Annotated in this window: 11 protein-coding genes and 3 rRNA genes; 2 read left to right on the forward strand and 12 right to left on the reverse strand. The window is 32.1% G+C overall.

From position 1 onward, the window contains the following. The 5 genes from B8965_RS02995 to B8965_RS03015 form a co-directional block, all read right to left on the reverse strand. Positions 1-299, reverse strand: a 16S ribosomal RNA gene (locus B8965_RS02995); the annotation flags it as partial. 393 nt (positions 300-692) lie between these two features. Continuing rightward, positions 693-2,180: a lysine--tRNA ligase gene (gene lysS, locus B8965_RS03000; protein WP_084052384.1), complete on the reverse strand. Its 1,488-nt coding sequence runs from the start codon at positions 2,178-2,180 to the stop codon at positions 693-695. A 23-nt stretch (positions 2,181-2,203) separates the two neighbouring features. After that, positions 2,204-2,680, reverse strand: coding sequence for a transcription elongation factor GreA (gene greA, locus B8965_RS03005; RefSeq protein WP_084052385.1), 477 nt, complete (start codon positions 2,678-2,680; stop codon positions 2,204-2,206). 119 nt (positions 2,681-2,799) lie between these two features. Then, on the reverse strand, positions 2,800-3,816 hold the full coding sequence (locus tag B8965_RS03010) for a hypothetical protein (RefSeq protein WP_084052386.1): 1,017 nt from the start codon (positions 3,814-3,816) through the stop codon (positions 2,800-2,802). 11 nt (positions 3,817-3,827) lie between these two features. Next, on the reverse strand, positions 3,828-4,742 hold the full coding sequence (locus B8965_RS03015) for a quinate 5-dehydrogenase (protein WP_084052387.1): 915 nt from the start codon (positions 4,740-4,742) through the stop codon (positions 3,828-3,830). A 154-nt stretch (positions 4,743-4,896) separates the two neighbouring features. Here B8965_RS03015 and B8965_RS12415 point away from each other — a divergent pair, with 154 nt between their 5' ends. After that, positions 4,897-5,049 carry a hypothetical protein gene (locus B8965_RS12415; protein ID WP_159446255.1) on the forward strand — a complete coding sequence of 51 codons (153 nt, stop codon included), beginning with the start codon at positions 4,897-4,899 and terminating at the stop codon, positions 5,047-5,049. Positions 5,050-5,085: 36 nt separating this feature from the next. Here the strand turns inward: B8965_RS12415 and oadA are convergent, their stop codons facing one another. Beyond that, positions 5,086-7,008, reverse strand: a complete 1,923-nt coding sequence (oadA, locus tag B8965_RS03020; RefSeq protein WP_084052388.1) for a sodium-extruding oxaloacetate decarboxylase subunit alpha — start codon at positions 7,006-7,008, stop codon at positions 5,086-5,088. A gap of 319 nt (positions 7,009-7,327) precedes the next feature. Between oadA and B8965_RS03025 the strand changes: the two genes are divergently transcribed. Then, positions 7,328-8,359, forward strand: coding sequence for a glyceraldehyde-3-phosphate dehydrogenase (locus B8965_RS03025; protein ID WP_084052389.1), 1,032 nt, complete (start codon positions 7,328-7,330; stop codon positions 8,357-8,359). Positions 8,360-8,477: 118 nt separating this feature from the next. Here B8965_RS03025 and B8965_RS03030 read toward each other — a convergent pair whose 3' ends face one another. The 6 genes from B8965_RS03030 to B8965_RS03055 all read right to left on the reverse strand — a co-directional run. After that, entirely contained in the window at positions 8,478-9,629 is a 1,152-nt protein-coding gene (locus B8965_RS03030; RefSeq protein ID WP_207651164.1) for an ABC transporter permease, read from the reverse strand. A 14-nt stretch (positions 9,630-9,643) separates the two neighbouring features. Then, complete coding sequence (locus B8965_RS03035) at positions 9,644-10,840, reverse strand: ABC transporter permease (protein ID WP_084052391.1); 1,197 nt, start codon at positions 10,838-10,840, stop codon at positions 9,644-9,646. Further along, positions 10,837-11,898, reverse strand: coding sequence for an HlyD family secretion protein (locus B8965_RS03040; protein WP_084052392.1), 1,062 nt, complete (start codon positions 11,896-11,898; stop codon positions 10,837-10,839). The genes B8965_RS03035 and B8965_RS03040 overlap by 4 nt, the downstream gene beginning before the upstream one ends. 21 nt (positions 11,899-11,919) lie before the next feature. Then, the gene (locus B8965_RS03045) at positions 11,920-12,525 is read right to left on the reverse strand and encodes a TetR/AcrR family transcriptional regulator (RefSeq protein ID WP_084052393.1); all 606 of its coding nucleotides are present in this window, start codon (positions 12,523-12,525) and stop codon (positions 11,920-11,922) included. 133 nt (positions 12,526-12,658) lie between these two features. Continuing rightward, positions 12,659-12,774, reverse strand: a 5S ribosomal RNA gene (rrf, locus tag B8965_RS03050). Between the two features lie 120 nt (positions 12,775-12,894). After that, positions 12,895-13,077, reverse strand: a 23S ribosomal RNA gene (locus B8965_RS03055); the annotation flags it as partial.

The raw sequence follows: 13,077 nt of genomic DNA on the forward strand, positions 1-13,077 counted from the left end.
GCCTTGGTGAGCCATTACCTCACCAACTAGCTAATCAGACGCGGGTCCATCCATAAGCGATAGCATTGTAAAGAGGCCATCTTTACTTAATCTACCATGCGGTAAATTAAGCTTATTCGGTATTAGCACCGGTTTCCCGGAGTTATCCCCAACTTATGGGCAGGTTACCCACGCGTTACTCACCCGTCCGCCACTAACTTTTAGTATTTAGTAAACTAAATACTAAAAGTCCGTTCGACTTGCATGTGTTAGGCATGCCGCCAGCGTTCGTCCTGAGCCAGGATCAAACTCTCCATTAATATCCTGCAAGCTCAAAACCAACATTTGGCTTTGTTATTTATCCGTTTGTTACTTGTGGTCTGTTTCTTTATAACTGTTTGATTTTCAAAGAACAACTTGTTTAGAAGATGTGATGCTCATGTATGTTTCAACATTTTGCATTCAATTATCAATTTCTCTCTTCTTTTGTTTTTTTCTTGTGTTTCGTCCCCTCTTGGCGACAAAACTTATCTTATCATCTTATTTGTTTCAAGTCAACATTTATTTAAAATATTGTCGAATACTTTTTGTCATATTTTTTTTGTCGTAGGTGATAAGTTGATTTTTATTTTACCAAGATATTTAAAGCTTGTCAATAAAATAGTAGCATCTATTTATTTAAAAGATGCTACTATTTTCTATATCTTCTCTTGTTATATATCTTCTCTTGGTTTTAAGGTTGGAAATAATAAAACATCTCTTATGGAAGAAGAGTTAGTTAAAAGCATAATTAACCTATCAATACCTATTCCTAAACCACCTGTTGGAGGCATTCCGTATTCTAAAGCCCTTAAGAAATCTTCATCCATCCTGTGAGCCTCATCATCACCTTTTTCTCTTTGTTCAACTTGGCTCATAAATCTTCCCTTTTGATCAATTGGATCATTAAGCTCAGAGAAGGCATTGGCTAATTCTCTTGAAACTACAAAAGCTTCAAAACGAGAAGTAAAGTTTGGATCATCTTCTTTACGTTTAGCTAATGGAGAAACTTCAATTGGATAATCTAAGATGAAAGTAGGCTGGATTAAATGTTCTTCTACAAATTCCTCAAAAAATTCATTTAATACACTGCCTTTAGTAGCATCTTCGGGAACATTAACCTTATGTTCTTTGGCTACATTTCTGGCTTCTTCATCAGTTTTTATTTGACCAAAATCTACATTAGCATACTGCTTCACAGCATCTACCATGGTTATTCTATTCCAAGGCGGGGCTAAATTGATTTCATGATTTTCATAAGTAATAGTTGTCGTTCCAATACACTGTTTAGCTACATGAGCTACCATCTCTTCAGTTAAACGCATCATATCTTTGTAGTCAGCATACGCTTGATATAATTCTAGTAAAGTAAATTCAGGGTTATGTCTAACTGAAATGCCTTCATTACGAAATACACGTCCAATTTCATATACTCTTTCCATTCCGCCTACTATTAAACGTTTTAAATGTAATTCTAAAGCTATGCGCATATATAAATCTATATCTAATGCATTGTGATGAGTTATAAATGGTCTAGCTGAGGCTCCCCCAGGAATAGAATGTAATGTAGGAGTTTCTACTTCTAAAAATCCTTCATTATCTAAAAATTCACGTATACTTCTAATTATCTTACTTCTTAAAACAAAGGTTTGTTTTACTTCTGGATTCATAATTAAGTCTACATATCTTTGACGATATCTTAGTTCTACATCTTTTAAGCCATGAAACTTTTCTGGTAAAGGTCTTAATGACTTAGTTAGCATTGTTATTTCCTTAACTGAAACTGTAGTCTCGCCTTTATTCGTAATAAAAATAGTTCCTTTAATCCCTAAAATATCACCAATATCAGCTTTTTTAAATAAATCATGAGCTTCTTCCCCGACATTATTTAACTTAACATATAATTGAATCCCACCACTTAAATCTTGTAAATTAGCAAATCCTGCTTTACCATGACCTCTTTTTGCCATTAATCTACCAGCAATTATAACTTCTTCACCATTTTCAATTAGCTGTTCTTGATTATCTAATATTTCTTGTGTATGGTGTGTGTATTCAAATTTTTGGCCAAAAGGATTGATATTTTTTTCTCTAAGCTCTTTGAGTTTATCATGACGAACCTGCACTAATTGATTTAAGTCTAAATTTTCTTGTTCGGCCATAATTGTTCCCCCTAACTAAGAAACTAGTTTTTCACATCTAGTATTTCAAGTTTAATTTTTCCAGCTGGTACTTCAATCTCCACAACACTGCCTACTGATTGACCTAATAAACCGCTGCCTACTGGAGATTCATTAGATATTTTATCTTCTAAAGGATTGGCTTCCGCTGAACCAACTATAGTATACTCTAATTCTTCATCAAATTCTAAGTCTTTTAAGCAAACTACTGATCCTACTGACACAATCCCAGCTTGTCTATCATCATTTTGTATAATTTTAGCCGAACGTAGCAGCTTTTCTATTTCAATTATTCTTCCTTCTATAAAGGCTTGTTCATGCTTTGCATCATCATATTCGGAGTTTTCGCTTATATCGCCAAAGTCAATTGCTTGCTTTAGTCTTTCTGCTACTTCTTTTCTCCTAACGGTCTTTAAATGTTCTACTTCATTTTCTAGTTTTTCAAAGCCTTCTTGGGTTAATATAACCTCTTTTTCAGTCATGCTTATTCTCCCCTTTTAATTTATAATTAAGCTTATAGCAGAAAGTTCTTTAGGCAAAAATCACAATAAGCACTGTAACAAAAGGATACAGTGCCATAAAGTACATTATAATAATATAGTTAAATAATGTCAAGAAGCTGTTGCAACTGGAAGCCATGCTTTCTAGACAACCGATTTATTTCTAAAATACTTTCTAATGTTAAATTATTTCCTAAAATAAATTCATCATACTTTCCTTCTAAAGCTAAAATCATTGTTTCTGCCATACTAGCATAAACTAGCTCTTTCGGTAAACTAAAATTAAAATTTATCTCAGTATTTTCAGGCACTTTTATTAATCCTTCTTCTATAGTTAAGACATCTTTTCTTTTAGCCTTAATTTCCCTGACTAAATCTTTATCCTTTACTAACTCAGAAAATACGGATCCTGTTTTTATATCTTCTAAATTTATTATTTTCTTATCTAAATTAGTTGCAAGTATAACTATGTCATTGTTTTTTAAAATATCTTTTATATCCCTGCTTATTTTAATTGCTATTCCATGTTCATACATAATTCTTCTGGTTAATTTAGTTAAATCTTCATTAGTTTCTGATGCAATCGTTAAATACTTGCACTTTGGAGCTAGTATACGAGTTATCACCGTACCTTTTGAACTCGTTGCACCAAGAATTGCAATATGTGCATTTTGGATATCACCCTTTTTACCCTCGATAGCTTTTAAAGTTTCTTCAATAATAATAGCTATCTTATAATTATCTCCAATTGTTATCGGAATACTACTATCTTTTAATATCTCATCTTGAAACTTTTCAGCTATAACGGATAATTCTCCTCCTATACCGATAACCTCGACACCCAATTTTATGCTTAAACTAATTGCCTCATTTAATTTTTTTAAGATTATTTGTTTAGGCAAGTTTAGGATTTGTTTGGTTGTTAAGGGACAAGCTATTATAAAACCTTCTACTGCTTCATACTTAGACCTTAAATTAGTTATTTCTGAAACCTTCATAGGGGGTGCAAAGCGAATTGTCTTTTCTATAATTTTATTAGGTACTCTTTTTAATAAGGGGAATTTCCGAAAATAATCTTCAGTTTCAAGAGGATGCATAATAAATGCAAACCTTCTCATGTAAATTCCTCCTAAGCTAATTTTTCTTTTGCAAACTCAATTACTCGTGGATTTAATTCTACTCTATTTAATATTTTAAAATATTCTTCTGTTGATAATTCATGATTTGTTTCTTTCAAAGCTACAAAAATGGCTTCTAAAACATTAGTTCCAAAAGATCTTCCCTGAAAATCTGGAGTAGTAGTAATTAATTTACTTACACCCCTTAATTTAAGGAGTTCAATATCATTTATGGTAACCGTATTTGTCACAATAATCTTATCTTGTAATCTTAGTGGTAAATGTTTTTTTATAAAGAGAAAATCACCTGCTATTATATCTGCATCCTGATAATATTCTCCAAATTTATTAATAATTCTTTCTTGTTGCTTTCCTGTTGGATATAAATATTCAAAGGGCAACTGACTTATTAATGGAATTACTATCTTTGCTAAGCTTTCCAAATTTTTAAGTGATTTTATTGGGATAGGAAGGCCTAGCCCAAAAATTAAATCTCCATAAATGACCTTTGCGCCAAATTGTTCTAAAGACTTAGCCATCCCAAAGCGATCTACACCACAAACTAACAAAACCTTTTTATTACTTAAATTTATATGTAATTGATTATCTAAATATTCTATTGTTTTTCTTTCCAATGTATTCTTTAGACCACTACCATCAACAATCGGAGTTTGTTTGGCAGCATCTTTAAGTTTTTTTGCATCTCGGAGCATATACTTTTTTTCTCCTGCGAAAAGATGTAAATCTATGCCTCCCATACCAAAAGCATCTACTTTTCCATCTAATTCTTGTATTTTTGCTATTGCCAGTTCAAGATTTCCATCTGTTCCTATTCTTTTAATTAAAAATTTTTGACCTAAAATTTCCGTTTCGACTTGATGATTTCTACTACTAGAACCTAAACTAACGCTTACTACACGTTTCACTCGTAAGCCCCCTAATATTCTCTTTTTACTTTTATTATTACCACAATTAAAATGGGTTAACCGGTAACAAATACTTACAAATATAATTTTTAACTCATAACCTTTATTTTCCTAGGCATACTAATGTTAAATAATCTTTAAGGGTGGGATATTTATGAAGGGTTTTTATAAATGTTCAGTATGTAAACAAAATCTCCAATTAGTAGATGAATATTTAGCTGATTTTAAATCTGTAACGGATAAAAACAATAATTTGCTTTGCATTAATTGTTACCAAAACCTTTGTGATAGGGAAGCTTACTATTAAAAAAAGGCTAGCTCTTTTTGAGCTAACCCTTTTCTTTTATACAATAGAAAACAATTCTTCTCCAGAATTTACAGCTACACCTTCTACTACATTTATATTTTCTATTACTCCATCACACGGTGCTAAAATTTCATTTTCCATTTTCATTGCTTCTAGGATTAACACCTTTTCACCTTGTTGTACTTTTTCACCTTGTGATTTTAATATTTTTAAGATTTTGCCAGGCATCGGGGAATTTACTATGTTATCCCCTACACCTTTCCTGGTCAGAGGTATTTTGTGATTACTTTCTACTTTTCTGTCCTCTTGGATCTCTTTATTATCTTCTGCTTTATTAAAGGTTTCCTTTGGAGAAATAATAGTCTCAATTTTTTCAACCTCTAATTCATATGTCTTGCCTTCAAATTTAACGCTTAGTTTATGAATTTCTCCATTATTTAAAGTACTATTTGTACTAGTATTTAAATTAATATTGTTTTTAGTTTTTAATCTTTTGGCAAAGCTCTGCCCTGCAAATGAACTAGTATTAGAACTACAATCTAATATCTTCGGGCTATTTTCAATTTTAGCCTTTTCTTTAAGGTCGTTGGTATTATTATTTTTAATTTCCGGACTAGCTTTAAGATTATCTTTTGCAAAGAAATCTTTAGCAACCTGTGGAAATAAAATATACATAAGTAGTTTTTCAGTTGTATCTGCCTCAGGATAAAGCAGTTTTGACTTTTCTAACTCTGGTTCAATTAAATCAGCAGGACGCACAGTAATTGGCTGTTCATCACCGATGATTTTCTTTCTAATATCTTCATTAACCTTACCTGGAGGTCTACCATATAAACCTCGCATATAGTTTTTAACCTCATTTGTACACATTTTATAACGTTCACCTAATAATACATTTAGGGCTGCTTGCGAACCAACTATTTGGCTAGAAGGCGTTACTAACGGTGGATAACCAAAATCCTCCCTTACTCTCGGCACTTCTGCTAAACAATCATCTAACTTATCTAAAGCATTTTGTTCTGTTAATTGAGTTATAAAGTTTGATAACATTCCGCCTGGTACTTGATATCTAAGAATATTAACATCTACACCTGATTTATACACATCAAATTCGGCATAGTTTTGTCTTATCCTTTTAAAATATTCTGATAAAGGTACTAAGTCTTCTAAATTTATACCGGTTGTATATGCTCCCTCATTTAATACTGCCACCATAGTTTCAGTTGCAGGCTGAGAAGTTCCTAAGGCAAGGGCCGAATTAGCCGTATCAATTACATCAGCACCTGCCTCAATAGCCTTTAAATACATCATAGAGCCCATACCACTTGTATAGTGTGTATGCATTTGGATAGGTAACTTTAATTCATTTTTTAAGGCTTTGACTAAATCAAATGCTCCAGTAGGTGATAATAGCCCTGCCATATCTTTAATACAAATCGAATCTGCTCCACTATCTTTTAATTCTTTTCCAAACTTCACATAATAATCTATATCATAAATGGTTCCCGTCGTATAACTAATTGTTCCTTGGACATGCTTACCATTCTTCTTAACAGCTGCCATAGCTCTTTGCATATTTCTAATATCATTTAAAGCATCGAAGACTCTAAAAATATCCATTCCATATTCACAAGTTTTCTTCACAAACTCATCGACTACATCATCAGCATAATGCTTATAGCCTAATAAGTTTTGACCCCTTAAAAGCATTTGTAGTTTAGTTTTTTTAAATGCTTCACGTAAAACCTTAAGTCTCTCCCAGGGATCTTCATTTAAAAAACGCATACAGGAATCAAAGGTAGCCCCTCCCCATACTTCTAAAGAGTGAAACCCTATATTATCCATCTTTTCAGCAATAGGTAACATATCTTCTGTTTTCATTCTAGTTGCTAATAACGACTGATGACTATCTCTTAACGTAGTATCAGTAATTCCTATTAGGCGTTTTGTTTGCTTCAAGCTTCTTCACTCCTAATCTCACTATTATATATAACAAGCTTTTTAACTACTTATCTTTAATATTATCCTGTATACAGGTATACAACAATCTTATATTTTCTAATTATTTTGTTTTTCCCCTTGCTTTTTTAAGTTTAATTGCTTATAATCTTTAGCGATGGGTATAGAAAATAGGGACACATACCGTCCCAGCATGTTGGAATATTTAAGAATGTTTAAATTTATGCTAATATAATAATTTATTGGAATATTATATCCTTATTTGCATCGAACTCAAAGCATATCATCAGCTTTACAAAATATAAGGGGGTTTTTACTTATGGTTACACGTATTGCAATTAATGGTTTTGGTCGTATTGGTCGTCTTTGTTTAAGAGAAGCTATCAAAAGATCTGATTTAGAGGTTGTTGCGGTTAATAGTACTGGAGATCCTAAAACAAGTGCTCATTTATTAAAGTACGATTCTACACATGGTATCTATGATGGGGAAATTAAGTACACTGATAATAGCTTAATCATAGACGGAAAAGAAGTAAAACTTTTATCAGATCGTGATCCTTCAAAAATGCCTTGGAAAGATTTAAAAATTGATATCGTTTTAGAAGCAACTGGTAAATTCAATTCTAAAGAAGCAGCTTCCGTTCATTTAGAAGCTGGAGCGAAAAAGGTCGTTATATCAGCACCAGCTAAAAATGCAGATGCAACTATAGTAATGGGTGTAAATGAAGATAGTTATGATGCTGAAAAACACACTATCATTTCAAATGCATCATGTACGACTAATTGCTTAGCACCTATAGTTAAAGTTTTACATGATAACTTAACTATAAAAACAGGTCTTATGACTACTGTTCATGCTTTTACAAATGATCAAAAGAACCTTGATAATAGACATAAAGATTTACGCAGAGCTCGTGGTTGTGTACAATCAATTATCCCTACTACTACTGGTGCAGCAGCTGCTGTTACTTTAGTAATACCTGAACTTGAAGGAAAATTAAATGGTATGGCTCTTAGAGTACCGACTCCAGATGTTTCTCTAGTTGACTTAGTAGTAGAATTCGAAGAAAAAATTACTAAAGAAAATATTAATGATTTATTAAAAGAAGCTTCATTAACAAATATGAAAAATGTTATGGCTTATTGTGACGAACCACTTGTTTCAATTGATTTTACAGGTAATCCACATTCAACTATTATTGATGCATTATCAACAATGGTTGTAGGAGATTATACTGCTAAAATAATTGCTTGGTATGATAATGAGTGGGGCTATAGCTGTCGTGTTATAGATTTAGTTTCTCATGTTGGTCAACAATTATGTTCTGCTAATGCAAGATTAGCTGTATAAAAAAGTAAACCCTCGATTTGTAGGGGTTTACTTTTTTTACCCATATTTATTTATGCCTACATTGCCTTTTACATTATTCTGCTTGAAAAGCTCTTTACCTTACTTTGTTATGTTCTCATTAAGCAGTGATACTCTCCTTCTTATTTACCTTGACTCTTTTAAATTTCCACCAAAATATAACTAGCGATAAAATTAAAAATATACACGTCATCAATAATAAAGTACCTATATCTTCTTTAATCAATGAATAGTCTACACCCATTAAACTTAGCTTACGCAAATTATTTGCTATATACGTTAGAGGTAATAATTTACCTACAAAAGCAAGATAATCTGGCATAGCTTGCATTGGCCAAGTATATCCTGATAATAAAAACGAAGGCAGAGCTATTAACATCGAGTACTGAATAGAATCTAATGACTTATTGCATATGATGGATAAAAACATTCCCATCGTACAAATACATAAACTAAAAGCTAAAGTCAAACTACCAATCGATAATAAACTTCCATAGATCGGCATATTAAAATATTTAAAAACTACGTAAATTGAGCTAAAGCATGAGATAATTGATAACATTGTGTAAGTTAATATCTTTCCTGAAATTATGCCAAAAGTATGATAACTTTGAGTCAATAATTTTAAGGTGTTGTTTTTCCTTTCATTGGTAATCGTAATTGCGACTACTAAAAAGGTTGCTTGTTGTACTATAAACACAATTAAACCTGGCAGAAAAAAGTTCGCATAACCCGTAGTTGGATTATACCAGGGATGCAGTGATAAAGAAATAGGCATGGCTTCTGCATAAGCTATACTGTTTAAAGCTCCTTTAGATGCAACGTTTTTAATCACTATTCCCGTATCAAAGGTATTGATAATCTCTAGCGCTCCTACCATAAAATTATTACTAATCAATAAATTGGTTCCATTTGCAGAAGCAAAAACACTAGATTGTCTACCACTTTTTATGTTTTTTGTAAAATCAGCTGGCAGAATAATAACTCCATCTATCTTATCCTGCTCCATTAAAGGAATAATTTCTTCTTCACTTGAAAGCATTTCTACTTCAAATTTTGACGACTTTTCAAAACCATTAACAATTTGCCTCGATATTCCACTAGGTTTGTAATCTATAATACCAACCTTTAAATGATTAACAATATTACCTTGATACAAATAGGCATAAAAGGAAGAAAATAAAATTGGTATTATCAAAATAATTATTAATAATCGTTTATAGCTTAGTAAAAATTTTAATTCTCTTTTCATAACCTTGAGCATATCTAGCATTCTTGCACCTTCTTTCCCTCTAAACTAGCAGCCTCTTTAGAAGAATTAGATGCTTTATATTTAAATACCACAACAATTAAACTAATTACAAAGTATATACAAGATAAAGCACATAATGAATATAACTCATTTTTCAAAGCTTCAAAATTCAATTCCATTAACGATATTTTACGAATATTGCTTGCAAAATAAGTTAATGGTAGTGCTTTAGATACCATTTGTAGCGTTTCCGGCATACTTGCAAGGGGCCAAGTAAACCCTGATAACAAAAAGGTTGGATACGCTAATAACATTGCAATTTGAGCGGATTCTCCTTGATTCTTGCAAAAGATAGCAATGAAGAATCCAAAGGAAATAATTGAAATATAAAAAGGAACAGCAAGTAATAAAATATATACAGCTTCACTTTGTAAAGGTACATGAAAAATTTTAAAGGCTACAAGGCATCCACCAATTAAGGTAAATAACCCTGCTAATAAATAGACTATAAATTTCCCTATATACATTGCTATGGGATTATACTTTAAGAGCTCATTTAACTCATTTCTTTCTATTTCTCTAGTTAGAGAATTTGCAGCAAACATTAAGGTTATCTGTTGAAGTGCTACTGCCATAACTCCTAAAAGAATAAAATTAGTATAACCGAAGCTTGGATTATACCAAGGATGAAAACTTACCGAGATTGGCATAGCCTTGCTTGATGCTTCTTCAGCTAATAAACCTGTAGCTTCTAGTTTTTTTATAACTGTCCCCTTAGAGTAAGTCTGGACTATTTGCATTGCAGAGGCCATTGCCCCATTTGAAATTGCTACATTAGAAGTATCAATTCCTAAGAACACGCTGCTTGCTTTACCATTTTTAATATTCTTAGTAAAGTCTCGTGGAATTATTACAGCTACATCAATTTCATCATTTTCCATCAAACTTTTAATCTTTCCCTCGTCATTTAAATAATATTTAATATCAAAGCGATCAGATTTTTCAAAACCATTTGTAACCATTCTACTTATATTGCTAGGACTATAATTGATTACGGCTGTTTTTACATGTTTAACCATATTGGCTTGATACATATATCCAAAAACTAAAGTATATAAAATAGGTACAAATAGTAGTACAGCAAATGATTTTTTATCTTTGAAAAGTATCCGTATTTCTCGAAAAAATACATAGAAAAAACCTTTTATCATAAATTTTCTCCGTTTTTAATATCCTTATCTTTAATATCATTTTCTTTAGTATCTTTTTCTATAACGTTCTTATCTTTTAATAATATATCTACCATCATTCCTGGCAATAAGGTTCTTTCATCTGCTAAAACATTTATCTTAACTGCATAGGTAATAGTATCCTTTTCATTTAGCTCGTTAGTAGATTTTTTGATTGCAAAGTCTGGATTTTGATTTAAACTTACTATTTTCCCTTTAAAAGGTTCATCAGGATAAGCTTTACTTACAAATTCTACTTCATCTCCTATTTTTATATCTACTACTTTTATTTCATCCATATTTGCTTCTACCCATTTATCTTGATAGTTACTAATTGTTAATACTGGTGTTCCTTGTCCGATTAACTCTCCTTCTTTGGCAATTACCTCAGAGACAACACCATCAAAAGGAGCATATACCTTGGTATCCTGGATGTGTAAATTAACTTCAGCGAGTACTGCCTTAGCCCCACTAGCCTGCGCCCTTAAGGCTGCTATATCATCTTTATTTGCACCTTCCTGAGCTAAAGATAGTTGAGCTGTAACTGCTTCTACATCTAATTTTGCTACGGTGAGCTCAGTTTCTACATCATCTAATTTATCTTTAGGTAGGGCTTCTGCTTCATATAGCTGTAATAAACGATCATACTTGGTTTGTAATAATTGTACCTTTGCATTTGCCTTAGCTAATAAAGCTTCTATTTGCGCTATTTCTTGTGCTCTTGCTCCACTTATAGCTTTGTTTAATTGCGCCTCAGCTCCATTAATTCCAGCCTCTGCTTGCATTTTCTTTGCAATTAAATCTTTAGGATCTATTTCATATAACAAATCTCCTTTTTTAACACTTTGCCCCTCTTCTACCTTTAACGTCTTGATTTCGCCCGGAATTTTATTTCTTATGTCAATTTCTCTGGCTTCAACCGTTCCTGTTAATGTAGCTTTTTCTTCCATTACAGGTTCTTTCGCATTGTTACAGCCCACTGTAAATAAGGTTAAGACTAAAAAAGTAACTAATATTGAATTACGTATCCTTTTCAACATTACATATCCTCCTCTTAAGATTTAAATACACAAAGTGTTTAAAATTAAACTATATATGTGTTCTAATCTTTCGTTTAATTTTGTTTCTAAATCATCTACCCATAAATTATAGAGAACTTCTTTGCGGGCAAAGGTAAAAAAACACAATCCTGAAACGCTAATAACTAATTGATTTAAATCTATCTGCTCCTTAAATATCCCTTGTTTGACACCTTCATAATAAATATCTTGTAACCTATCATAGATAATTAAGAAAGTATCAGGTATTACGTTTTTGGCAACTTCGGCTCCAGATGTTTCTTCCCAAGCCATTATTTTTACATAGTTTTCATTATCACGCAGAAAATAATAATAATCTTTAATCAATTGTTTAATACAGGCAATTAAGTCATTTTGATTAATACAAACCTTTTCTCCCACAATAATCTTAATTTTATTGAAGTTCATTCTTAAAACTTCTTTATATAATTCTTCTTTAGAATGATAATAATGATATATCATTCTTTTATTAATTGTGGACCTTTCAGAAATTACATTAATAGAAGATGCATAAGGGCCTTTTTTTGCAAACTCCCTCTCTGCCTCTACTAGGATTTTTTGCTTAGTTAATTCAGCATTATTAGACATATATTCACCTCTTTTAAGTCAATTCCGCTTAGTAACCAGGTGGTTACTAGATAATAATATCCTAATTCTTCATTTTTGTAAATACTACTTTTGCACACAAAAAAACCACCTAATTAAGGTGGTTTTTTTGTGTTCCCGGCGACGACCTACTCTCCCAGGACCTCTGGTCCAAGTACCATCAGCGCTGGAGGACTTAACTACCGTGTTCGAAATGGTAACGGGTGTGACCCCTCCGCTATTATCACCGAGAAAATATGTAATTGTTGAGCAAACAATATATCCTTTATCTGTTTAAGTATTTTTCCTACTTAAACTTGAAATGATACTTTGCTCTCTCAAAACTACACAGTGAAGATTTTCGTCTTTATTTAGGTCAAGCCCTCGACCTATTAGTACTAGTCCGCTAAATACCTCACGGCACTTACACTTCTAGCCTATCTACCAGATATTCTCTCTGGAGTCTTACCAGCTTACGCTGTGGGAAATCTCATCTTGAGGTAGGCTTCGCGCTTAGATGCTTTCAGCGCTTATCACTTCCAAACGTAGCTACCC

This window comes from Desulfonispora thiosulfatigenes DSM 11270 (assembly GCF_900176035.1).
Classification (GTDB): domain Bacteria; phylum Bacillota; class Peptococcia; order Peptococcales; family Desulfonisporaceae; genus Desulfonispora; species Desulfonispora thiosulfatigenes.